The organism is Escherichia sp. 94.0001 (assembly GCF_013369155.2).
Classification (GTDB): Bacteria; Pseudomonadota; Gammaproteobacteria; order Enterobacterales; family Enterobacteriaceae; genus Escherichia; species Escherichia coli_F.
On sequence record NZ_JABWMS020000066.1, the window covers coordinates 1 to 24207 of the forward strand.

Sequence of the window (24207 nt, forward strand, 5' to 3'; positions counted from 1 at the left end):
ATATAACTATACCCCTCGTCATCCTTATCCAATGAATCAAGATGATTAATAAATTTATTTATACATCTAACTCGATGCTTTGAGAAATTACCCTCCCTGCCAACATATGCAGAGAATGAAAGTTCATTCTCTCCTGCCAGATAAAAAACATCTGCCTCTTCACAATTTAGCATCTTAGCAACTTCTGCTACTTGATAATGCGTACGAAATAGTTTCAAAGGAATGGTTTTATTAGCCATTACGATTCATTCCCTCAATAAAATCAGCATACCATTGCATCATTTCTCTGCGTCCTTCCAGATATTGAGCATGGTTATAAATTCCGCGAATAGAATTTTTATCTAAATGAGCAAGCTGGGTTTCAATCCATGCGCTGTTAAATCCTTTCTCATGCAGAATTGTACTCATTGTATGCCTGAAACCATGCCCCGTTACACGCCCTGCATATCCAATACGTTTAAACACCTGATTAATGCTTGCTTCACTCATAAATTTGCTAGGATCGTTGCGTCCAGGGAACATCAGCGGGTAGTTCCCAGTTAGTTCTTTCAAACATTTGAGATGGGATAATGCTTGTTTTGGCAACGGGACGATATGGCTCCTACGCATTTTCATACGTTCTTTTGGGATCTCCCACACCGCATTATCAAAATCCACCTCACGCCACTCACCTGCTCTTAGTTCTCCTGTTCTTAGACCCGTCAGGATAAGTAAATGTGCCCCCAACAATACAATTGGGCTTCCTGAATAAGCGTTAAGGGCAGTAAAGAACTCCGGCAGCTCGTTGGCTTTGAGGAATGGATAGTGGACTGCTTCATGTCCTTGCATCGCACTGGCAAGATCCGGTGCAGGATTGTAGATTGCTCTACCCGTTACGATGGCATAGCGGAAAACTTCACCGCATCGCTGACGGACTTTCTTCGCTTTCTCCATAGCACCTCGTGCTTCTATCAACCTCAGTACTTCAAGTAGTTCAAGGGGCTGAATATCGGCTATAGGCCTGTGTCCAATATGCGGGAAAATGTCTTTCTCAAACGCCTCAATTATGTCTGAAGCATAGCCCTCAGACCATTTGGGAGATTTCATTTTGTGCCACTCTAACGCCACTTCTCTGAATGGGTTAAGTGTCTCGTTCGCTGCGTTTAAAGCATGCTTCTTTGCTTTTTTCACTTCGCCAGGATCTTCACCAGCGACGAGTAGTTTCTTTGCGTCTTCGCGTTTTTGTCTGGCATCGGCGAGGGTGACTGTTGGATAGACACCAAAGGACAAGCGCTTCTCTTTACCAGCAAAACGGTACTTCATACGCCAGTAACGCGAGCCATTAGGTTCAACCTGAAGGTACAGGCCACCTCCATCAGATAGCTTATAGCTCTTCTCTTTTCCTTTAGCGGCTTCAACCTTGCGGGCATTCAGCATCATTGGGGGCACATTTCCTAGACCGAACAGAAGATGCCCCCGATTGTGCCCCCAATTGTATGTTGATTTCAAGAGATAGGGGTTGACGTCAAATGACGAAGAATTGCGTAATATCTATGTTTTTAAAGGGTTTTGTTGATTGGAGATGACTTGAAAATACTAAGGGATGGTGCCGATAATAGGAGTCGAACCTACGACCTTCGCATTACGAATGCGCTGCTCTACCAACTGAGCTATATCGGCCCTGAAAGGACATGTTCACGAGCGTGAATCACGGTGGACAAGGTTAAAACTAACCGGGCGATGCGTCAATGGCCTTGTGAATCAAATGGCTACTTTTGCATCACCCGGTTTTATTTATGCACGAATGGTGTAATCACCAATGCCGATCCACTTGTAGGTGGTCAGAGCTTCCAGCCCCATTGGGCCGCGCGCGTGGAGTTTTTGTGTGCTTACCGCAACTTCCGCACCCAGACCAAACTGGCCGCCGTCGGTAAACCGCGTAGAGGCGTTAACGTAAACAGCGGAGGAATCCACTTCGTTGACAAAACGCTGGGCATTACGCATATCGCGGGTCAGGATCGCATCGGAGTGTTGCGTACCGTGTTCACGAATATGGGCGATGGCATCGTCAAGATCGCTGACGATTTTGACGTTCAAGTCTAATGACAGGAACTCATCGTCATACTCTTCGGCTTTAACAGCCACCACCTTCGCGGGGCCTGCCTGCAACTGCGCCAGCGCAGTTGCGTCAGCGTGTAATGTCACGCCGCTTTCCGCCATTTGCTTGCTTAATGCGGGCAGGAAGCTATCTGCGATGTTTTTATTTACCAGCAACGTTTCTACCGTATTACACGTGCTCGGGCGCTGAGTTTTCGCGTTGACAATCACTTTCAATGCTTCAGCGATCTCTGCACTTTCATCAACGTAAATATGGCATACGCCTATACCACCTGTGATTACCGGAATCGTCGACTGCTCGCGGCACAGTTTATGCAACCCAGCCCCGCCGCGTGGGATCAGCATGTCGATGTATTTATCCATACGCAGCAGTTCACTGACCAGCGCACGGTCAGGATTATCAATCGCCTGCACGGCACCCGCCGGTAAACCGCAGGATTTCAGGGCGTCCTGAATCACCGCCACCGTTGCAGCGTTAGTGCGACAGGTTTCTTTGCCGCCACGCAGAATCACTGCATTACCGGTTTTCAGGCACAGCGAAGCGACATCAACCGTCACGTTCGGGCGCGCTTCATAAATCACGCCAATCACCCCCAGCGGCACGCGACGGCGTTCCAGGCGCAGGCCACTGTCCAGCACGCCACCATCAATCACCTGCCCCACCGGATCGGCGAGGTTACACACCTGGCGCACATCATCGGCAATGCTTTTCAGCCGTGCGGGCGTCAGTGCCAGGCGGTCAAGCATCGCTTCGCTAAGGCCATTGGCACGCGCGTCAGCAACATCCTGGGCGTTAGCATTGAGGATGCTTTCGCTTTGTGCTTCCAGTTCATCGGCGATTTTTTCCAGCACGCGATTTTTTTCGCGACTGGAGAGTTGCGCTAAATTATACGAGGCTTGCTTCGCGGCAATGCCCATTTGTTCCAGCATCGGCTGCTCCTTAACGGGTAATCATATCATCACGGTGAACGGCAACCGGGCCGTATTCATATCCCAGTATTGCATCAATTTCTTGCGAGTGGTGTCCGGCAATACGGCGTAATGCATCGCTGTTGTAACGACTGACGCCGTGGGCGATATCGCGACCTTCAAGGTTGCAAATGCGAATGACTTCACCACGCGAGAAGTTGCCGGTTACGCTTTTAATGCCTTTCGGCAACAGGGAGCTGCCGCGTTCAAGAATGGCGGCGGTTGCCCCTTCATCTACCGTGATTTCACCCGCAGGCGGCGCACCGAAAATCCAACGTTTGCGGTTTTCAAGCGGAGTCGCCTGGGCATGGAACAGCGTACCGACGGAAATACCTTCCATCACATCACCAATGACACCCGGCTTACTGCCCGCGGCAATAATGGTGTCGATACCCGCACGGCAAGCCACGTCAGCGGCCTGCAATTTAGTGCTCATGCCGCCGGTTCCAAGACCTGAAACGCTATCACCGGCAATCGCGCGCAGTGCGTCATCAATGCCATACACATCTTTAATCAGTTCTGCCTGCGGATTGCTACGCGGATCAGCGGTATACAAACCTTTTTGATCGGTCAGCAACAACAGTTTATCGGCACCCGCCAGAATCGCCGCCAGCGCCGAAAGGTTATCGTTATCGCCGACTTTAATCTCTGCAGTAGCGACAGCATCGTTCTCATTGATTACCGGAACGATGTTGTTATCGAGCAGCGCACGCAAGGTGTCGCGGGCGTTCAGGAAGCGTTCACGGTCTTCCATATCAGCACGAGTTAGCAGCATCTGCCCGACGTGAATGCCATAAATCGAAAACAGCTGTTCCCACAGTTGAATCAGTCGACTCTGCCCTACCGCCGCCAGAAGTTGTTTCGAGGCGATAGTCGCTGGCAGTTCCGGGTAACCCAGGTGCTCACGTCCGGCGGCAATCGCCCCCGACGTCACAATTACAATCCGATGCCCGGCGGCATGTAGCTGCGCGCACTGGCGAACAAGTTCAACGATATGGGCACGGTTCAGGCGGCGCGATCCGCCTGTTAGCACACTGGTGCCGAGTTTTACCACCAGCGTCTGGCTGTCACTCATGATTCTCTGCCATTCAATTTTAGGGAAAATGATATCAAACGAACGTTTTAGCAGGACTGTCGCCGGTTGCCAACCATCTGCAAGCAAAGCATGGCGTTTTGTTGCGCGGGATCAGCAAGCGTAGCGGCAGTTGTTTACGCTTTTATTACAGATTTAATAAATTACCACATTTTAAGAATATCATTAATCTGTAATATATCTTTAACAATCTCAGGTTAAAAACTTTCCTGTTTTCAACGGGACACTCCCGCTGAATATTCGCGCGTTAATTAAAATCAGGAATGAAAATGAAAAAGAGCACTCTGGCATTAGTGGTGATGGGCATTGTGGCATCGGCATCCGTACAGGCCGCAGAAATATATAACAAAGACGGTAATAAACTGGATATCTATGGCAAAGTTAAAGCCATGCATTATATGAGCGATAATGACAGTAAAGATGGCGACCAGAGTTATATCCGTTTTGGTTTTAAAGGCGAAACACAAATTAACGATCAACTGACCGGTTATGGTCGCTGGGAAGCCGAGTTTGCCGGAAATAAAGCAGAGAGTGATACTGCTCAGCAAAAAACGCGTCTTGCCTTTGCCGGGTTGAAATATAAAGATTTGGGTTCTTTCGACTATGGTCGTAACCTGGGGGCGCTGTATGACGTGGAAGCATGGACCGATATGTTCCCGGAATTCGGCGGCGATTCCTCCGCGCAGACCGACAACTTTATGACCAAACGCGCCAGCGGACTGGCAACGTATCGGAACACCGACTTCTTCGGCGTTATCGATGGTCTGAACTTAACCCTGCAATATCAAGGAAAAAACGAAAACCGCGACGTTAAAAAGCAAAACGGTGATGGCTTCGGCACGTCATTGACATATGACTTTGGCGGCAGCGATTTCGCCATTAGTGGGGCCTATACCAACTCCGATCGCACCAACGAGCAGAACCTGCAAAGCCGTGGCACGGGCAAGCGTGCAGAAGCATGGGCAACAGGCCTGAAATACGATGCCAATAATATTTACCTGGCAACTTTCTATTCTGAAACGCGTAAAATGACGCCAATCTCTGGCGGCTTTGCCAATAAGACGCAGAACTTTGAAGCAGTCGCTCAATACCAATTCGACTTTGGCCTGCGTCCATCGCTGGGTTATGTCTTATCGAAAGGGAAAGATATTGAGGGCATCGGTGATGAGGATCTGGTCAATTATATTGATGTCGGTGCTACATATTATTTCAACAAAAATATGTCAGCGTTTGTTGATTATAAAATCAACCAACTGGACAGCGATAACAAATTAAATATTAATAATGATGATATTGTCGCGGTTGGGATGACCTATCAGTTTTAATGGAGATTGCCGGATGCGGCGCATCCGGCACTTTTCACTCACGCGGTTAACTTCACCGGTTCATCACGAAAATCATCCGCCGGTTCCAGCTTCAGATTCAGTGTCGTCAGCAGTTCACGCAGCTTCTCATGAAACTCACGCAGGGTATGTTCCAGTCGCTCAACCACTTCGGCATCTTTTACCGGAACGTTCTTCCAGTCGCCTGCTTTATCGAACAGACCAAACTGGTAGCTGTAAGTAAAACGGGATTCCTGCGCTTCAAGCTCCATCCACCAACCCCAGAACTCACGCACTTCCGGCGCTGGTTTCACGTTGACGCATACAGCCAGACAATCGAAAAAGAATCGATTATCTTCGCACTTACCTTCACGAATATAGGGGCCTAGTGCGGTAAATTTTTTGATCAATCTGCTCTTCGGGTGTCCACTCGGTAACGTCATTGCGATCTCCTGTTGTGATGCACCTGTTTTACCAAACTGGTAAAATTTAGCAAATTTTTAACACAATCGTTTTTCGATCCAGCTCGTGATTTCCTGAAGACCTTTGTCAAAATTCCGATACACCGGATTAAATGGAATCTCTAACAATTTACCATCAGCAGATGATGAGGTGATTAAGCGTGAGTCCTCTTCCGGGCTGAACGGATCGTTCTTCCAGTAGCCTGATAACATTGGCGTCGGGCAGCGACGGCCCAGCAATCCTTGCACTTTTAATGAATAACGATTCAGTTCCACACGCAACGCTTCATCGGAAGCATCATGCATCCCCAAACGACTCGCCAGAACGTCAAGATACATTTCCGGCACCTGTTGCTGGCACTTAAAATCACTCAACAGGGTATGAACTACCGGACCAAGACAAGCAACCGCTTTCAGACGCGGCGATTCAAGATATGCCAGACGCACAGCAACGTTAGCGCCAAAACGGAAACCAAAGGCCGCGACACGGGTGTGATCCACCCACGGGACGTTAGGCAGCGCCTTTAAGACGTGCTGATGCAACAGGCTGGAGTCCTGAGTGAGCTTCCATTTTGAAGAAAAGCCCACCGACGGCATATCAATAGTCAGCATCGCAATGCCGCGCGGGGCAAAATAACGTTCATACAGACTGTAATAATCCGTCTGCATCGCATCCAGACCACCACACATTAATACCGTCGGGAACGGGCCATCGCCTTTCGGCATATGCAAAAAGCCGGTGATGGGCGCACCGCCTGGTACGGTAAACTCCATCTGCCGCATCGTGCCCGGCAGACGTTGGGCGGCCTCTTCATAGGCACGGTTTGACAAAGCCTGCGCTTGCTCGGCCAGGTCATCCCCTTTCAGATGAGGATAGGCGGCAATGTTGTACAACGTGGCCGCATGCAGCCAGTGACGACCACTGAGTTGTGGATCTTCTTCCGCACAAGCTTTTTGTTGCCACACCATCGCCTGGGTGGCCCATTCATAAATCCAGTTGCCGCCGCGGTAGCCAATCACCGTATCGTATAAATCATCGTCGGTACGTTCGGCATCGCTCATCACAATACGCGCCTGGACGTCGAGGATTTCACGTGGGTCAATGCCGCGCCAGATCCACATCAGACGGTTAATCATGCGATACCAGTGAGGGATGGTTTTACCATCAAGGGCCGACTGCACAGGCGGTTGTGCGCCGTGATTAAAGCGGCGGACTAGCGTCGAGGTTTCAGGATGTTTAAAGCGGGGTTTGAACAGGGTTTCGCTCAGGTTTGCCTGTGTCATGGATGCAGCCTCCAGAATACTTACTGGAAACTATTGTAACCTGCCTGAAGTTAAAAAGAACAACGCCCGGCAGTGCCAGGCGTTGAAAAGATTAGCGACCGGAGATTGGCGGGACGAATACGACGCCCATATCCCACGGTTGTTCAATCCAGGTATCTTGTGGGATATCAACAACATAATCATCAACCAGCGGACGACCTGCCGGTTTAGCGAAGATGGTGACAAAGTGCGCTTTTGGATACATTTCACGAATCGCAACCGCAGTACCGCCGGTATCCACCAGATCATCAATAACGATGAAGCCTTCGCCATCGCCTTCTGCGCGTTTCAGCACTTTAAGCTCGCGCTGGTTGTCGTGATCGTAGCTGGAAATACAAACGGTATCGACATGACGAATACCCAGTTCACGCGCCAGTAACGCACCCGGTACCAGACCGCCACGGCTTACGGCAATAATGCCTTTCCATTGTTCAGAAGGCATCAGTCGGCTTGCGAGTTTACGTGCATGGATCTGCAACATGTCCCAGGTGACGATGTATTTTTCGCTCATGTGAAGTGTCCCAGCCTGTTTATCTACGGCTTAAAAAGTGTTCGAGGGGAAAATAGGTTGCGCGAGATTATAGAGATCTGGCGCACTAAAAACCAGTATTTCACATGAGTCCGCGTCTTTTTACGCACAGCCTCTCCCTGACGCGGGATAAAGTGGTATTCTCAAACATATCTCGCAAGCCTGTCTTGTGTTGACAACATTTTCTGCTAACCCTGTGACCTGCAATACTGTTTTGCGGGTGATCGACAAGGAGACTTAACGTGTCTGAACTGTCTCAATTATCTCCACAGCCGCTGTGGGATATTTTTGCCAAAATCTGTTCTATTCCTCACCCGTCCTATCATGAAGAGCAACTCGCTGAATACATTGTTGGTTGGGCAAAAGAGAAAGGTTTCCATGTCGAACGCGATCAGGTAGGTAATATCCTGATTCGTAAACCTGCTACCGCAGGTATGGAAAATCGTAAACCGGTCGTCTTGCAGGCCCACCTCGATATGGTGCCGCAGAAAAATAACGACACCGTGCATGACTTCACTAAAGATCCTATCCAGCCTTATATTGATGGCGAATGGGTTAAAGCGCGCGGCACCACGCTGGGTGCAGATAACGGCATTGGTATGGCCTCTGCACTGGCGGTTCTGGCTGACGAAAACGTGGTTCACGGCCCGCTGGAAGTGCTGCTGACCATGACCGAAGAAGCCGGTATGGACGGGGCGTTCGGCTTACAGAGCAACTGGTTGCAGGCTGACATTCTGATTAACACCGACTCCGAAGAAGAAGGTGAAATCTACATGGGTTGTGCTGGGGGTATCGACTTCACCTCCAACCTGCATTTAGATCGTGAAGCCGTTCCGGCTGGTTTTGAAACCTTCAAATTAACCTTAAAAGGTCTGAAAGGCGGTCACTCCGGCGGTGAAATCCACGTTGGCCTGGGTAACGCGAACAAACTGCTGGTGCGCTTCCTGGCGGGACATGCAGAAGAACTGGACCTGCGTCTTATCGATTTCAACGGCGGCACACTGCGTAACGCCATCCCGCGTGAAGCCTTTGCGACCGTTGCTGTCGCAGCTGATAAAGTCGACGCCCTGAAAACGCTGGTGAATACCTATCAGGAGATCCTGAAAAACGAGCTGGCAGAGAAAGAGAAAAATCTGGCCTTGTTGCTGGACTCTGTTGCGAACGATAAAGCTGCCCTGATTGCGAAATCTCGCGATACCTTTATTCGTCTGTTGAACGCCACCCCTAACGGTGTGATCCGCAACTCCGACGTAGCAAAAGGCGTGGTTGAAACCTCACTGAACGTCGGTGTCGTGACCATGACCGACAACAACGTAGAAATTCACTGCCTGATCCGTTCTCTGATCGACAGCGGTAAAGACTACGTGGTGAGCATGCTAGATTCGCTGGGTAAACTGGCTGGCGCGAAAACCGAAGCGAAAGGCGCATATCCTGGCTGGCAGCCGGACGCTAATTCTCCGGTGATGCATCTGGTACGTGAAACCTATCAGCGCCTGTTCAACAAGACGCCGAACATCCAGATTATTCACGCGGGCCTGGAATGTGGTCTGTTCAAAAAACCGTATCCGGAAATGGACATGGTTTCTATCGGGCCAACCATCACCGGTCCGCACTCTCCGGATGAGCAGGTTCACATCGAAAGCGTAGGTCATTACTGGACACTACTGACTGAACTGCTGAAAGAAATTCCGGCGAAGTAATTTTTTGATTTGCTGCCGGATGGCGTTTGATCGTCTTCCGGCAGTTTCATCCTTTCTTATCCTTCGATAAAAGCCATCCCTGTAAACGTCCGTCGCGGGTTGCCACGTTCAATCTGGTGATGGAACATTCGCCGCTGCGATTTCAGCGCCGCACTATTTTCCTGTTGCTGTTGCTCCAGCTTCCAGGCAATCAGCAATCGCGCCAGCCGTTTGTTGGCATGTTGGCTGCGCTCTGACTGAACCTTCACGCTAATCCCGGATGCCAGATGCGTGGCGCGTACCGCCGAGTCGGTTTTATTGACATGTTGACCGCCCGGCCCCGACGAACGCAGCGTCTCATAACGGATTGCATCCGATTGTTCCTGCTCATCAGCGGTAAAACGCCCAATGCCCAGAAACCAGTTTTTGCGCCCATGATGAGGCCGATACGGGCTTGGGCAAATCCACTGAATAGTGCCGCACCAACTTTCGCTTAATGCCCATGCGTTATCGCCATCCAGAGAAATCAGCGCCGAACGCAGCGTGTCAGAGTAGCGGCCCGTTTCTGTTTCCAGCACCGTTACCGCGACGTCTTGTCGGGTAGCTTCTTTAATCAACCTGTCCAGCGCCTTTTTCACTGCGAGACAACATTCTTCCGGTCCCTGAGCTGAGGAGAGTTGCAGCAAGATCATCCTTTTTTCCCTCCACTGTTTTTGAGCGTCAGCACCGGACGCAGTCGCGCGACAGGAATAATTAAACCGGCCTGCACCAGACATTGCACCACACTTTCAGCCGATTTATAGGCTTGTGGCGCTTCTTCAAAGATGAGTTGTTTATCGCGACAAATTACCCGACTGCCAAGTTCAGTACGTGAGAGTTGCGTCGCCGTGTATTTCGCTGCCAGACGCCCTTTACACTCGGAGCGCCCCCATTTACGCCCTGCCCCATGCGCCAGCGAGTGGAGCGTTTTTTCGTTCGCAACAGGCTTAACCAGCCAGGAGTAATCACCGCGTGAACCGGGAATAATCACCAGACCGTTGTCATCCGGCGTAGCCCCTTTACGGTGTAACCATCCTTGTTGATCGCCGATTCGACATGCGCTGACAAAGTTATGCGCCACATCCAGAACCGAATTTCCGTTGGCCTTAACTTGTTGCATTATGCGCAAAGCGATCAGCTGGCGATTAATACGCGCAAACGCCAGCGCATCATCATGTTCCGCAATATAACTTAGCGCGTCGTCACTGCCTTCCGGCAAACCATGATGCGAAAACGAGGCAATATGCCGCTGTAAAATAGACTGCCCTAAACCACGCGAGCCGCTATGGACCAGCAGTTGCAGATGCTGCGCATCCAGACCTGACAGTGCAAACAGTTCCGCGTCGATGATTTGATCAATCTGTTGCAGTTCTGCAAAGTGGTTACCGCCACCGATAGAGCCAAGCGCGCAGCGCCACGGATGCTGTGCAAACGCTGACGGCAGGTTTTCCTCCAGCCAGCTTTCTTCAGCAACGTCATCCAGCGCAGATAATCGCTTTTCAAACTTATCGGCGTTGTATTTACGCGCGAGAATATCTGTTTGCCATAGCGCCATACCGCAGCCGATATCATTGCCGACCAGTGCCGGGTAAAAACGGCCTACGGAGAAGAACGCTGCGCCAATCGGATAGCCGCGTCCTGGGTGTAAATCTGGCATCCCTACTACGCGTTGCATGTCGGGTAAATTTGCCGTGGTGTGTAATTGTTGGATCGCTGAACTCTCGATCCACAGGTCATCAGATGCGATGGTAAATACCGCATCGGATAAGGGACGAATATATTTGCCCATGTACCATTCCATTTATACTCGTCATACTTCAAGTTGCATGTACTGCGACTGCGTTCGTTCACCCCAGTCACTTACTTTAGTAAGCTCCTGAGGATTCACTCGCTTGTCGCCTTCCTGCAACTCGAATTATTTAGAGTATATAAATATAAAAATCAGGAAATGGCAGACGAATCCAGGGCAAGAAAAAAAGAATTAATCCTGGAAAGGTCTGCAAAGAGTCATTGATAAAGGATTTGTCATGATTTACCTCCTTGCAGTTTGTGGAATAAGAAAACGCGCACATACTAGGCGGGCGTTATTTTCATTGCAAGCTGGATTTAATGTTGCGGTTTATATCGCATATGAAAATTAGTAAACCACGCTCCCCGGCATTCAACGCGCTGCTGCTTAACTGTCTGAAAACCATAACGTTCAAAAAAGGGTTTTGCGGTTATGCTGGCATCTACCGTTAGTTCGGATTCAGACTTAATCAAAGGTTTTAACAAAGCGCTGGCAACCCCACGGCGGGTGTATTCAGGGTCAACAAATAACATATCGATATAATGTTCAATGCGGGAAATAAAACCAACCGATTGTGCATTAATGACTGCAACCCGCACTTGTGATTTCGCGAGTTTATCTTTCCAGAGAGATTCGTCAATCTGCGCCCAGGCGGCAATTTGTTGTGGTGAATAATGCTGACTGGCGGTCATCGTAACCGCTCTAATGAAAATAGCGCATAGTTGCTGAAAATCGCAAGGCTGATAGTTTCTTATTTGTATGTTATTCATAATCCCAGCACCAGTTGTCTTTCCATTTGCGGATCCAGCAACGTCACATGCAGCCCCACCAGCCGCACACCGCGCCCGCCACGGCGTTCATCCCAGGTTTTACGCGCAGTGGCGATCAAGTCAGCTTTATTCAGCCGCGGCCAGACGTGTTCCTGGGTGGTTTGCTGAAAATCGTCGAACTTTAATTTCACCCCCTGGCGGGCAATCAGTAAATCAGGTTTTACCTTTGCCAGACGACGTTCAAGTTCCGGGTACAACCGCTCGATGATCGCTTCACATTCAGACCAGTGATGAATATCTTCCGCCATGGTGCGTTCTACACCGACGGATTTTCGCAACCTTTCGCTGTTAACGTCGCGCTCGTCAATGCCCTGGCTACGCTCCCACAAAATGCGGCCAAATTTGCCAAAGCGTTTAAGCAACGTCACCAGATCACACTTTTGTACATCGCCACAGGTTCGTAGCCCCATCGCTTCCAGTTTTGCCGCCGAGACTTTGCCGACACCGGGAATTTTTGCCAGCGGTAAGGTTTGCAGAAATGCCGGAACTTCTGCCGGCGTAATCACAAACTGACCGTTGGGTTTATTCATGTCTGAGGCGATTTTGGCGAGAAACTTGACCGGCGCAACGCCCGCAGACGCCGTCAGTTGCAGCTCGTTGAAGATCGTCTGGCGGATTTCCTGAGCGATAAGGGTCGCAGAGCCGTGGCAATGGACACTATCGGTGACGTCGAGATAGGCTTCATCCAGTGACAGCGGCTCAATACGCGATGTGTAGCGAGAGAAGATTTCGCGGATATGATTTGACGCTTCTTTGTAGGCGTCAAAGCGCCCTGGAAGCAAGGTGAGATGCGGACACAGTTTGAGCGCCATGCCGGTTGGCATTGCGCTACGCACGCCAAATTTACGCGCGGGATAATTGGCGGTGCTGATCACCCCCCGGCGTTCGCGGCTGCCGCCAATAGCAATAGGGATATCGCGCAGGGCGGGATTGTCGCGCATCTCCACCGCGGCGAAAAAGCAGTCCATATCCACATGAATGATTTTACGCATTGCTCACCTCTCAATACTGGTAAAGTATACAGTGATTTCAGAGTTTGAGAAATGCGTAAAGATTCAGCATTTAACGCGTTCGCTGCGAAAGCACCTGCTGCTTATCCAGCTTTTTCACCAGCGGCTGCACCACCTTATCCCCATGCTGACCAAAATATTGATACAACGTATCGGACGCGCTTTTGGTGAGCACCATAATCTCAATGCGCCGGTTACCCGCGCTTTGTGGGTTTTTGGCATACAGCAGCATCTGGTCCGCCATCGCGCTTACCTGCATCACTTTATCTTCCGGCATCCCGGCGTCTTCCAGCACCCGACGGGCCGAGAGCGCGCGGTCACCCGAAAGGTTCCAGTTGTTGTAGATATTGCTTTTATAGGCCATCGCATCGGTATGCCCGGTAATAATAATTTTGTTGTCGAGCGAGTCGAATACCGGCGCGAGTTCCACCAGCAGCGTTTTAAAGAACGGCATAATCTTCGCGCTGCCGCGTTCAAACATATTGCGGTTCTGGTCATCTTTAATCAGCACGCGTAATCCCTGCGGGACAATCTCCATCTCCAGATTGGCTTCCATATGCGCATCGCGGGCGATGGTGTTGATACTGGTCGCCAGCTCGCCAAGCTCAGTGGCGGACTTCTTCTTCAGTAGCGCCGTTTTCTCGTTGACGTCGCGGGCTTTTTTCTCCGTCTCTTCCGGCACCGCCACGGTGGCAGGTTTCAGCGGATGCGTCGGGCTGATTTTATTTAACGGCGATAGCCCGCCGCCATTGAAAATCGACTGCCCGTGCAGCGCGGCGATAATGCTTTCACGCTCAGATTTACTGACACTGTTGACAATCAACTTTATTGTCGTCACCAAAGGGGCTGAGCGTATTTCCGAGGTTTCTGCCCGCTTTACCCTGGACGCGATGCCCGGCAAGCAAATGGCGATTGACGCCGATCTTAACGCCGGGTTGATCAACCAGGCGCAGGCGCAGACCCGCCGCAAAGATGTTGCCAGCGAGGCCGATTTCTACGGCGCGATGGACGGGGCATCGAAGTTTGTGCGCGGGGATGCCATCGCCGGGATGATGATTCTGGCGATCAACCTGATTGGCGGCGTTTGTATCGGGATCTTCAAATACAACCTGAGCGCCGATGCCGCCTTCCAGCAATATGTGCTGATGACCATCGGCGACGGCCTGGTGGCGCAGATCCCGTCCCTGCTGCTTTCCACCGCGGCGGCGATTATCGTCACCCGCGTCAGCGACAACGGCGATATTGCCCATGACGTGCGCCACCAGTTGCTGGCAAGCCCGTCGGTGCTCTACACCGCCACCGGGATTATGTTCGTGCTGGCGGTGGTGCCGGGAATGCCGCACTTCCCGTTCCTGATGTTCAGCGCCCTGCTTGGTTTTACCGGCTGGCGAATGAGCAAACGCCCGCAGGCGGCGGAGGCGGAAGAGAAAAGCCTCGAAACGCTGACCCGCACCATCACTGAAACCAGCGATCAACAGGTCAGTTGGGAAACCATTCCGCTGATCGAGCCCATCAGTTTAAGCCTCGGTTACAAGCTGGTGGCGCTGGTGGACAAAGCGCAGGGCAACCCGCTCACCCAGCGTATTCGCGGCGTGCGGCAGGTGATTTCCGACGGCAACGGCGTGCTGCTGCCGGAGATCCGCATTCGGGAAAACTTCCGCCTCAAGCCCAGCCAGTACGCCATTTTCATCAACGGCATTAAGGCTGATGAAGCGGATATTCCGGCGGATAAACTGATGGCCCTGCCCTCCAGCGAAACCTACGGCGAGATTGACGGCGTGCTGGGGAACGACCCGGCGTACGGGATGCCGGTGACCTGGATTCAGCCCGCGCAGAAGGCGAAGGCGCTGAATATGGGGTATCAGGTGATCGACAGCGCCAGCGTAATTGCCACGCATGTGAATAAGATTGTGCGCAGCTATATTCCTGATTTGTTTAACTATGACGATATTACTCAGCTGCATAACCGTTTGTCGTCAATGGCACCGCGCCTGGCAGAGGATTTGAGTGCGGCGCTGAATTACAGCCAGTTGCTGAAAGTGTACCGGGCACTGCTGACCGAAGGCGTTTCCCTGCGCGATATCGTCACCATCGCCACCGTGCTGGTCGCCAGTAGCACCGTCACCAAAGATCATATTCTGCTGGCGGCCGATGTGCGCCTGGCACTGCGGCGCAGCATTACCCATCCGTTCGTTCGCAAGCAGGAGCTGACGGTGTATACGCTGAATAATGAGCTGGAAAATCTGCTGACCAACGTGGTGAATCAGGCGCAACAGGCCGGCAAAGTGATGCTCGATAGCGTGCCGGTTGACCCAAATATGCTCAACCAGTTCCAGAGCACGATGCCGCAGGTGAAGGAGCAGATGAAAGCGGCAGGTAAAGACCCGGTGCTGCTGGTGCCGCCGCAGCTGCGCCCGTTGCTGGCGCGTTATGCGAGGTTATTTGCGCCGGGGTTGCATGTGCTGTCGTATAACGAAGTGCCAGACGAGCTGGAGTTGAAGATTATGGGGGCGTTGATGTAGGTATCCGGCATCGGTGCACAATTGCCGGATGCGGCGTGAACGCCTTATCCGGCCTACTGTTAAAGCACAGATTTGTAGGCCGGATAAGCGTAAGCGCATCCGGCATCTGCGCACAACCGCCGGATGCGGCGTAAACGCCTTATCCGGCCTACGGTTGGGTGCAGTTTGTAGGCATGATAAGACGCGCCAGCGTCGCATCAGGCATCGGTGCACAATTATAAAATGATACGCTCTCCGGCACTAAAATCCGTTACGTCCCCCGCCCAATCGATGGGATATAACCCTTTCGCGACATCACGATGGAACGTTGAGAATGGCCAATCACTTACCTGCTTTACCCAGCCATGTTTTACTGGATTTATATAAATATAATCAACATGATGGCGATAATCTTTGGTGTTGCGGATGGCATGCTCCCAAAAACGCGGTTGCCAGATATTTTTCAATCCGCAAACATGGGTGAATTGCTTTTTAATCTCCCGCCAGCGCGAGGAAAAATCATCATCGCTTTCGGGTAATGTCCAGATACAGTGCATATGCTCCGGCAAAACGACCCAGGCGTTAATTTCAAAAGGCCTGTCTCGCTTAACGTTAATAATGGCGTTACGGAGCATCTGTAACTGAGCGGTCAAAAGTTGGCTTTGACGATTCCGTAAATTTACCGTGAAAAACCATGTTCCCCCCTTTATATAAAAACGACGATATTCAGACATAGCGACTCCTTTTTCTCAACGGTAAGAAGAAAAGGAAAAGTCGACAATGCGGGTGTGTTATATCGGGAAAGCGGCTCGCAAAATATTCGCAGACTCGTAGGCATGATAAGACGCGCCAGCGTCGCATCAGGCATCGGCGCATAACCGCCGGATGCGGCGTACACGCCTTATCCGCCCTACAAAATCGTCTCTTCCGTCAAAATCCTGCGCGCGCCCAAAAAGTGATCCTGCCAGAAAGGTTCGGCTAATTGGCTTATCCGAATGGTTTCCCCCGTGCGCGGCGACTCAATAAACTGACCATCGCCCAGATACACGCCCATATGATCGGCAATCTCGCGGCTGTGGATATGGAAAAACAGCAAATCGCCCCGGCGCAGGTCGTTGTTCGCCACAATCGTTGCCCGGTGGTAGTGGTACATCTCATTGGCCGTGCGCGGGAGTTTCGTCTCGAGGATCTTGTTGTAGGCATAAAAAACTAACCCGCTGCAGTCGAAGCCTTTATCAGGCCGCGTACCTCCCCAGACGTAAGGCTTACCAAGCTGCTGCTCCAGACGGTGAATCGCTACTTCGGTGATGTTATGCAGATGGTCGCTGCTTAAGAAATGGTTGTTTTCCGCCAGCGCCTGCCAATGTTTATCGCTCAACTTCAACGGTGCAGGGAACCACTCAGGATGCTGTTTTATCTGCTCCCGGTTGTGCTGGCGCAGCGCCCTTCTGCTTTCGGCATTGCCTTCCACAATATAGCTGGCCTGTTTTTTCAGATGGGTTTGGTACTGTTTTAATAAACGCGCACGGTTTTGCATCCGCTGGCGGGCGGCGTAGCTGAAAGAGATATGTGATGCGCTGGCGCTGGCGAGTAAAGGGAGCAAAACGCATAACGAAAACACGCCTGGATGCAGAAATCTGCCGTGAAAGAACGAAGACATGAAGGACATAAACCGGCTGAATGAAGGTGAGAATTTTAAAAGACCGGAGGAGTAAACGGGATTATTAATTGCTTATTTGCATATTACTATTGAGGTTTCATAATCTTAGGAAATAAATGATACATGCGCTTTTCGGACTAATGAAAACTGCCCTTGTGCTAAATTTGTAAACCCTGCGCCGACAGGCTTGCGTAAAACTCTTTTGGTGATAATGTGAGCCTTCCAAATCCAGACTATTCCGATTTGGGATCCATTTTGCCGTCCTGGCGTGTGTAACCGTTTTATCAAGGAATAAGCAGTATGCGTAAAATCGCATTAATTCTTGCGATGTTGTTGATCCCGTGCGTTTCGTTTGCCGGTTTGCTGGGCAGCAGTAGCTCGACCACGCCAGTGAGCAAAGAGTATAAGCAGCAGTTGATGGGCTCCCCTGTCTACATCCAGATCTTCAAGGAAGAGCGCACCCTCGATCTCTACGTCAAAATGGGTGAGCAATATCAACTGCTCGACAGCTATAAAATCTGTAAATATTCCGGCGGCTTAGGGCCTAAACAGCGTCAGGGAGATTTCAAAAGCCCGGAAGGGTTTTATAGCGTCCAGCGTAATCAGTTAAAACCAGACAGCCGTTATTACAAAGCGATTAATATTGGTTTCCCCAATGCCTATGACCGTGCACATGGTTATGAAGGGAAATACCTGATGATTCACGGCGATTGTGTTTCCATCGGCTGCTACGCAATGACCAATCAGGGTATTGATGAGATCTTCCAGTTCGTTACTGGTGCGCTGGTGTTTGGTCAGCCGAGCGTGCAAGTGAGTATTTACCCGTTCCGCATGACCGACGCCAATATGAAGCGCCATAAATATTCCAACTTTAAGGACTTCTGGGAGCAACTGAAGCCGGGTTACGACTACTTTGAGCAAACCCGTAAGCCACCAACCGTTTCTGTGGTCAATGGCCGTTACGTCGTCAGCAAACCGTTGAGCCATGAAGTGGTGCAGCCACAGCTGGCATCAAACTACACGCTCCCCGAGGCAAAATAAGCGCCATTCGCCTGGCATAATCTTTTGCCAGGTTTCATTGCCCGTCAGCGGCTGTGTCGCAATCACCGTGACCACATCATTCGGTGTGGTCTGCGAGCTGAAGTCGATTTCCACATCCTGATCCAGCAACGTTGCCACGCCAAACGGCGCGCGGCGGGTGATCCAGTGCAGATTGGTCGAGCAATACGCCATTACATAGCGTCCGTCCGAAAGTAGCATGTTGAAAACGCCCTTCTGCCGCAGTTCATCCGCCAGTGAGGCGATATATTTAAACACTGCCGCCATGTTGCCCGGTGTGCGTGGGTAACGCTGCGTTAATTTATGCAGCAGCCAGCAAAAGGCTTTTTCGCTGTCGGTTTCACCTACCGGGCGGAAGTTGCCGGTTTCCAGTGACTTGTACCCCGTCAGTTGCCCGTTATGGGCATAAGTCCAGTTGCGTCCCCATAACTCGCGGGTAAACGGATGAGTATTTTCCAGTGCCACCTCGCCCCGATTCGCCTGGCGAATATGAGCAATTACCGAGCAGGATTTGATTGGATAGTCCTGGACCAGTTTGGCGATAGGGGAATTAAAGCTGGGTTGCGGATCTTTAAATGTGCGACAGCCTTTACCTTCGTAAAAGGTAATGCCCCAGCCATCTTTATGTGGCCCGGTTCCACCACCACGCTGCACCAGACCGGTGAAACTAAAGCAGATATCGGTAGGGACGTTAGCGCTCATCCCGAGCAATTCGCACATGGGTAACCTCCACAACAGCGGGAGCGCATGGCCCCCGGCGAAGATTGATTTAAGAATTTTCAGGTCGGATGCGGCGTGAACGCATTATTCGGCCTACGGTTCGGGTACAGATTTGTAGGCATGATAAGACGCGTCAGCGTCGCATCAGGCATCAGCGCACAAGTGCCGGATGCGGCGTAAACGCCTTATCCAGCCTACGCCAGACTTACTTAACCATCTCTTTTTCAATTAACTGGATCAGGATATGGATCACTTTAATGTGGATCTCCTGAATGCGGTCGGCATAACCAAAGTGCGGTACGCGAATTTCGATATCCGCTGTGCCAGCCATTTTACCGCCGTCTTTACCGGTCAGGGTGATCACTTTCATCCCCTTCTCACGCGCCGCCGCGATCGCTTTGATCACGTTTGCAGAGTTACCGGAGGTGGAGATCCCCAGCAGTACATCGCCTTCGCGACCTACCGCTTCAACGTAACGGGAGAAAATATCATTGAAACCAAAATCGTTACCGACGCAGGAAATATGACTAACGTCAGAAATGGCAATCGCCGGGTAGCCCGGACGGTTTTCACGGTAGCGACCGGTCAACTCTTCGGCAAAGTGCATAGCGTCGCAATGGGAGCCGCCGTTGCCGCAGGAAAGCACTTTGCCACCGGCTTTAAAGCTGTCTGCTAACAGGACCGCCGCGCGCTGAATGGCGTGAATATTGGCGTCATCTTTTAAAAAGTTAGCCAGCGTTTCCGCCGCTTCGTTCAGTTCGTTACGAATAAGATCCTGGTACATGAGGATATCCTTCAGCATAAATGTAATAGACAAAATGCAGTGTACCGGATACCGCCAAAAGCGAGAAGTACGGGCAGGTGCGATGACCAGGACTTTTTGACCTGAAGTGCGGATAAAAACAGCAACAATGTGAGCTTTGTTGTAATTATATTGTAAACACATTGCTAAATGTTTTTACATCCACTACAACCATATCATCACAAGTGGTCAGACCTCCTACAAGTAAGGGGCTTTTCGTTATGATGATTTTGAGTATTCTCGCTACGGTTGTCCTGCTCGGCGCGTTGTTCTATCACCGCGTGAGCTTATTTATCAGCAGTCTGATTTTGCTCGCCTGGACAGCCGCCCTCGGCGTTGCTGGTCTGTGGTCGGCGTGGGTACTGGTGCCTCTGGCCATTATCCTCGTACCGTTTAACTTTGCGCCTATGCGTAAGTCGATGATTTCTGCGCCGGTATTTCGTGGTTTCCGTAAGGTGATGCCGCCGATGTCGCGCACTGAGAAAGAAGCGATTGATGCGGGCACCACCTGGTGGGAGGGCGACTTGTTCCAGGGCAAGCCGGACTGGAAAAAGCTGCATAACTATCCGCAGCCGCGCCTGACGGCTGAAGAGCAAGCGTTTCTCGACGGCCCGGTAGAAGAAGCCTGCCGGATGGCGAATGATTTCCAGATTACTCATGAGCTGGCGGATCTGCCGCCGGAGTTGTGGGCGTACCTTAAAGAGCATCGCTTCTTCGCGATGATCATCAAAAAAGAGTACGGCGGGCTGGAGTTCTCGGCTTATGCCCAATCTCGTGTGCTGCAAAAACTCTCCGGCGTGAGCGGGATCCTGGCGATTACCGTCGGCGTGCCGAACTCATTAGGCCCGGGCGAGCTGCTGCAACATTACGGCACTGACGAGCAGAAAAATCACTATCTGCCGCGTCTGGCGCGTGGTCAGGAAATCCCTTGCTTTGCACTGACCAGCCCGGAAGCGGGTTCCGATGCGGGCGCGATTCCGGATACCGGGATTGTCTGCATGGGCGAGTGGCAGGGCCAGCAGGTGCTGGGCATGCGTCTGACCTGGAACAAACGCTACATTACGCTCGCGCCGATTGCGACCGTGCTTGGTCTGGCGTTTAAACTCTCCGACCCGGAAAAACTGCTGGGTGGCGCAGAAGATTTAGGCATTACTTGTGCGCTGATCCCGACCACCACGCCAGGCGTGGAAATTGGTCGTCGCCACTTCCCGCTGAACGTACCGTTCCAGAACGGACCGACGCGCGGTAAAGATGTCTTCGTACCGATCGACTACATTATTGGCGGACCAAAAATGGCCGGGCAAGGCTGGCGGATGCTGGTGGAGTGTCTCTCCGTAGGCCGTGGTATTACCCTGCCTTCCAACTCAACCGGCGGCGTGAAGTCGGTGGCGCTGGCAACCGGCGTGTATGCACACATTCGTCGTCAGTTCAAAATCTCTATCGGTAAGATGGAAGGGATTGAAGAGCCGCTGGCGCGTATTGCCGGTAATGCCTACGTGATGGATGCTGCGGCATCGCTGATTACCTACGGCATTATGCTCGGCGAAAAACCTGCCGTGCTGTCGGCTATCGTTAAGTATCACTGTACTCACCGTGGGCAGCAGTCGATTATTGATGCGATGGATATCACCGGGGGTAAAGGCATTATGCTCGGTCAGAGCAACTTCCTGGCACGAGCTTACCAGGGCGCACCGATTGCCATCACCGTTGAAGGGGCCAACATTCTGACCCGCAGCATGATGATCTTCGGTCAGGGAGCGATTCGTTGCCATCCGTACGTGCTGGAAGAGATGGAAGCGGCGAAGAACAATGACGTTAACGCGTTCGATAAACTGCTGTTCAAACATATCGGCCACGTCGGCAGTAACAAAGTTCGCAGCTTCTGGCTGGGCCTGACGCGCGGTTTAACCAGCAGCACACCAACCGGCGATGCCACTAAACGTTATTATCAGCACCTGAACCGCCTGAGTGCCAACCTCGCCCTGCTTTCTGATGTCTCGATGGCTGTGCTGGGCGGCAGCCTGAAACGTCGTGAGCGTATCTCGGCACGTCTGGGGGATATTTTAAGCCAGCTTTACCTCGCCTCTGCCGTTCTGAAGCGTTATGACGACGAAGGCCGTAATGAAGCCGACCTGCCGCTGGTGCACTGGGGCGTACAGGATGCGCTGTATCAGGCTGAACAGGCGATGGATGATTTACTGCAAAACTTCCCGAACCGCGTGGTTGCCGGGCTGCTGAATGTGGTGATCTTCCCGACCGGACGCCATTATCTGGCACCGTCTGACAAGCTGGATCATAAGGTGGCGAAGATTTTACAAGTGCCTAACGCCACCCGTTCACGTATTGGTCGCGGTCAGTACCTGACGCCGAGCGAGCATAACCCGGTTGGTTTACTGGAAGAGGCGCTGGTGGATGTGATTGCCGCCGACCCAATTCATCAGCGGATCTGTAAAGAGCTGGGTAAAAACCTGCCGTTTACCCGTCTGGATGAACTGGCGCATAACGCGCTGGCGAAGGGGCTGATTGATAAAGATGAAGCCGCTATTCTTGTGAAAGCTGAAGAGAGTCGTCTGCGCAGTATTAACGTTGATGACTTTGATCCGGAAGAGCTGGCGACGAAGCCGGTAAAGTTGCCGGAGAAAGTGCGGAAAGTTGAAGCCGCATAATTGAATAACGGAGCCGAAAGGCTCCGTTTCTTTATCCGCTAATTATTTAAAATTAAAGCCATCCGGATGATTTTCCAGGCTGCCGGTCAACGCCGCGAATAGCACCGTTTTACCATCAATCGAAAGCGCATCATTCACATTCAACCAGGTGAGTTTCTCTTGCGAGGTTTTCTCATCAATGGTCGAGAACAGCCCCGTCATCTGATTAGATTTCTCGGACCACATCACAGCGATACGTTGCGAGCCACAGTCATGCGGTTTGCACGCGCTCATCACCTGATACGTCTCATCTCCCAATGTCACGGTTTGTGCGGGGGTATAAGTCCCGCCTTTCATCACCCAGGCTGGCAGCTTATGCCCTTGTACCATCTGATTAAATGCAGCTTTGGTGGTTTCGCCCTTTGCCAGGCTGCTAATGGTTAAATCATCCTGCGCCATTGCACTGGTGGCGATGACCAGTGCGGCGACTGTCGTTATTGCCTTAAACATCATTCCTCCCGAGCTTATCCTGCCCATGTTATTAACCTCCTAAAGCCTGGCGATAACACGATAATTTGCAAATCAGATATTTCCAATATCAGCATTTGTTATCAATTTATTCTGCGCTAAGGCAACTGCCTGATAAGGTGTTAAAGTTATAAAACCCTTCGCATAAAGGAGTTGTACACCGTGCCTGGTTTGAAGATTACGCTTTTGCAGCAACCACTGGTGTGGATGGATGGTCTTGCCAACCTGCGCCATTTTGATCGTCAACTGGAAGGTATTACCGGGCGCGATGTGATCGTTCTACCGGAGATGTTTACCAGCGGCTTTGCCATGGAAGCGGCAGCTTCGTCGCTAGCACAAGATGACGTAGTGAACTGGATGACAGCTAAAGCGCAGCAGTGCAATGCGCTGATTGCAGGCAGTGTTGCATTACAAACGGAGTCTGGTTCGGTTAACCGCTTTTTGCTGGTTGAGCCGGGCGGCACGGTACATTTTTATGATAAGCGTCATCTGTTCCGAATGGCAGATGAGCATCTGCATTATAAAGCGGGCAATGCACGAGTGATTGTGGAATGGCGCGGCTGGCGTATTTTGCCGCTGGTGTGCTACGACCTGCGTTTTCCGGTGTGGTCGCGCAATCTCAACGATTATGACCTCGCCATCTACGTCGCCAACTGGCCTGCCCCACGCTCTCTGCACTGGCAGGCATTGCTGACAGCCCGCGCGATTGAGAATCAGGCGTATGTGGCGGGATGCAATCGCGTCGGCAGCGATGGCAACGGCTGCCATTATCGCGGTGACAGCCGGGTGATTAATCCACAGGGCGAGATTATCGCTACTGCCGACGCGCATCAGGCAACGCGCATTGATGCGGAGCTGTCGATGGCGGTGTTAAGGGAATATAGAGAAAAGTTTCCGGCATGGCGGGATGCGGATGAGTTTAGGTTGTGGTGAGTGGTGTTGTGTTTAAGGCCGGGGAGAGTTGGGGTATGACTACGAAAGCCCGCTCTCCTGCGACCACTTTTTATCATAGGAGTGTGGAAGTGCTTTTCCATCAATCGCGATGACGTCTTTGTCATCTGAAGAATGACATTCACGCATCCGGTTAATAAAGCATTCGTGAAATTTTGCAGGACTGATACAGGATACAACTCTGGCAATCGTATCGTGAA

Annotated in this window: 21 protein-coding genes, 1 tRNA gene and 3 pseudogenes; 6 read left to right on the plus strand and 19 right to left on the minus strand. The window is 51.4% G+C overall.

Going from position 1 to position 24207, the window contains the following annotated elements; translation table 11 throughout:
* From HEN33_RS20525 to proB, 5 genes and pseudogenes are all read right to left on the minus strand, one after another.
* Nucleotides 1–239 (minus strand): annotated as a pseudogene (locus HEN33_RS20525) (hypothetical protein); the annotation flags it as partial.
* Complete coding sequence (locus HEN33_RS20530; protein WP_176262607.1) at nt 232–1419, minus strand: tyrosine-type recombinase/integrase; 1188 nt, start codon at nt 1417–1419, stop codon at nt 232–234. The gene HEN33_RS20530 and the pseudogene HEN33_RS20525, both read right to left, overlap by 8 nt.
* 164 nt (nt 1420–1583) lie before the next feature.
* Nucleotides 1584–1659, minus strand: a tRNA-Thr gene (locus HEN33_RS20535).
* Nucleotides 1660–1773: 114 nt separating this feature from the next.
* Nucleotides 1774–3027, minus strand: coding sequence for a glutamate-5-semialdehyde dehydrogenase (gene proA, locus HEN33_RS20540; RefSeq protein ID WP_105288399.1), 1254 nt, complete (start codon nt 3025–3027; stop codon nt 1774–1776).
* Nucleotides 3028–3037: 10 nt separating this feature from the next.
* Nucleotides 3038–4141, minus strand: coding sequence for a glutamate 5-kinase (gene proB / locus HEN33_RS20545; RefSeq protein ID WP_001285288.1), 1104 nt, complete (start codon nt 4139–4141; stop codon nt 3038–3040).
* 287 nt (nt 4142–4428) lie between these two features.
* Here proB and phoE point away from each other — a divergent pair, with 287 nt between their 5' ends.
* Nucleotides 4429–5484: a phosphoporin PhoE gene (phoE, locus tag HEN33_RS20550; protein WP_000749856.1), complete on the plus strand. Its 1056-nt coding sequence runs from the start codon at nt 4429–4431 to the stop codon at nt 5482–5484.
* A 38-nt stretch (nt 5485–5522) separates the two neighbouring features.
* Here the strand turns inward: phoE and crl are convergent, their stop codons facing one another.
* From crl to gpt, 3 genes are all read right to left on the minus strand, one after another.
* Nucleotides 5523–5924: a sigma factor-binding protein Crl gene (crl, locus tag HEN33_RS20555; protein WP_000174675.1), complete on the minus strand. Its 402-nt coding sequence runs from the start codon at nt 5922–5924 to the stop codon at nt 5523–5525.
* A gap of 57 nt (nt 5925–5981) precedes the next feature.
* The gene (gene frsA / locus HEN33_RS20560; protein WP_000189544.1) at nt 5982–7226 is read right to left on the minus strand and encodes an esterase FrsA; all 1245 of its coding nucleotides are present in this window, start codon (nt 7224–7226) and stop codon (nt 5982–5984) included.
* A gap of 91 nt (nt 7227–7317) precedes the next feature.
* Nucleotides 7318–7776 (minus strand): xanthine phosphoribosyltransferase, encoded by a 459-nt coding sequence (gpt, locus tag HEN33_RS20565; protein ID WP_001291990.1) that lies wholly within the window; start codon nt 7774–7776, stop codon nt 7318–7320.
* A gap of 260 nt (nt 7777–8036) precedes the next feature.
* Here gpt and pepD point away from each other — a divergent pair, with 260 nt between their 5' ends.
* The gene (pepD, locus tag HEN33_RS20570) at nt 8037–9494 is read left to right on the plus strand and encodes a cytosol nonspecific dipeptidase (protein ID WP_105278655.1); all 1458 of its coding nucleotides are present in this window, start codon (nt 8037–8039) and stop codon (nt 9492–9494) included.
* 56 nt (nt 9495–9550) lie between these two features.
* Here the strand turns inward: pepD and prfH are convergent, their stop codons facing one another.
* The 5 genes from prfH to lafU all read right to left on the minus strand — a co-directional run bounded on the left by prfH (nt 9551) and on the right by lafU (nt 13979).
* The gene (gene prfH, locus HEN33_RS20575) at nt 9551–10165 is read right to left on the minus strand and encodes a peptide chain release factor H (RefSeq protein WP_000602123.1); all 615 of its coding nucleotides are present in this window, start codon (nt 10163–10165) and stop codon (nt 9551–9553) included.
* Entirely contained in the window at nt 10162–11301 is a 1140-nt protein-coding gene (locus HEN33_RS20580; RefSeq protein WP_183083458.1) for an RNA ligase RtcB family protein, read from the minus strand. The genes prfH and HEN33_RS20580 overlap by 4 nt, the downstream gene beginning before the upstream one ends.
* A gap of 317 nt (nt 11302–11618) precedes the next feature.
* Entirely contained in the window at nt 11619–12071 is a 453-nt protein-coding gene (locus tag HEN33_RS20585) for a GNAT family N-acetyltransferase (RefSeq protein WP_176262605.1), read from the minus strand.
* Nucleotides 12068–13123, minus strand: a complete 1056-nt coding sequence (gene dinB / locus HEN33_RS20590; RefSeq protein WP_001226166.1) for a DNA polymerase IV — start codon at nt 13121–13123, stop codon at nt 12068–12070. The genes HEN33_RS20585 and dinB overlap by 4 nt, the downstream gene beginning before the upstream one ends.
* 70 nt (nt 13124–13193) lie before the next feature.
* Nucleotides 13194–13979, minus strand: a complete 786-nt coding sequence (lafU, locus tag HEN33_RS20595) for a putative lateral flagellar export/assembly protein LafU (protein WP_176262604.1) — start codon at nt 13977–13979, stop codon at nt 13194–13196.
* On the opposite strand from lafU, the pseudogene HEN33_RS20600 reads away from it, so the two are divergent.
* Nucleotides 13945–15663, plus strand: a pseudogene (locus tag HEN33_RS20600) (flagellar biosynthesis protein FlhA); the annotation flags it as partial. The gene lafU and the pseudogene HEN33_RS20600 sit on opposite strands and share 35 nt — an antisense overlap.
* Before the next feature lie 215 nt (nt 15664–15878).
* Here the strand turns inward: HEN33_RS20600 and rayT are convergent.
* Together rayT and HEN33_RS20610 are read right to left on the minus strand one after the other, a co-directional pair.
* Nucleotides 15879–16376: an REP-associated tyrosine transposase RayT gene (rayT, locus tag HEN33_RS20605; RefSeq protein WP_176262602.1), complete on the minus strand. Its 498-nt coding sequence runs from the start codon at nt 16374–16376 to the stop codon at nt 15879–15881.
* 176 nt (nt 16377–16552) lie between these two features.
* Nucleotides 16553–17302 carry a C40 family peptidase gene (locus HEN33_RS20610; RefSeq protein ID WP_176262601.1) on the minus strand — a complete coding sequence of 250 codons (750 nt, stop codon included), beginning with the start codon at nt 17300–17302 and terminating at the stop codon, nt 16553–16555.
* Nucleotides 17303–17602: 300 nt separating this feature from the next.
* On the opposite strand from HEN33_RS20610, the gene dpaA reads away from it, so the two are divergent.
* Nucleotides 17603–18343, plus strand: coding sequence for a peptidoglycan meso-diaminopimelic acid protein amidase (dpaA, locus tag HEN33_RS20615; protein ID WP_001225679.1), 741 nt, complete (start codon nt 17603–17605; stop codon nt 18341–18343).
* Here dpaA and HEN33_RS20620 read toward each other — a convergent pair.
* Nucleotides 18314–19081: a class II glutamine amidotransferase gene (locus tag HEN33_RS20620; RefSeq protein WP_001355142.1), complete on the minus strand. Its 768-nt coding sequence runs from the start codon at nt 19079–19081 to the stop codon at nt 18314–18316. The genes dpaA and HEN33_RS20620 overlap by 30 nt on opposite strands.
* 205 nt (nt 19082–19286) lie before the next feature.
* Nucleotides 19287–19865: a D-sedoheptulose 7-phosphate isomerase gene (lpcA, locus tag HEN33_RS20625; RefSeq protein WP_000284050.1), complete on the minus strand. Its 579-nt coding sequence runs from the start codon at nt 19863–19865 to the stop codon at nt 19287–19289.
* A gap of 239 nt (nt 19866–20104) precedes the next feature.
* Here lpcA and fadE point away from each other — a divergent pair, with 239 nt between their 5' ends.
* Nucleotides 20105–22549 (plus strand): acyl-CoA dehydrogenase FadE, encoded by a 2445-nt coding sequence (gene fadE, locus HEN33_RS20630; protein ID WP_176262600.1) that lies wholly within the window; start codon nt 20105–20107, stop codon nt 22547–22549.
* Between the two features lie 42 nt (nt 22550–22591).
* On the opposite strand, the gene ivy is transcribed toward fadE, so the two are convergent.
* Nucleotides 22592–23038 (minus strand): Ivy family C-type lysozyme inhibitor, encoded by a 447-nt coding sequence (gene ivy, locus HEN33_RS20635; RefSeq protein ID WP_001308392.1) that lies wholly within the window; start codon nt 23036–23038, stop codon nt 22592–22594.
* Between the two features lie 180 nt (nt 23039–23218).
* Here ivy and yafV point away from each other — a divergent pair, with 180 nt between their 5' ends.
* On the plus strand, nt 23219–23989 hold the full coding sequence (gene yafV / locus HEN33_RS20640; protein WP_001118006.1) for a 2-oxoglutaramate amidase: 771 nt from the start codon (nt 23219–23221) through the stop codon (nt 23987–23989).
* 69 nt (nt 23990–24058) lie between these two features.
* Here the strand turns inward: yafV and HEN33_RS20645 are convergent.
* Nucleotides 24059–24207, minus strand: a pseudogene (locus HEN33_RS20645) (ISAs1 family transposase); the annotation flags it as partial.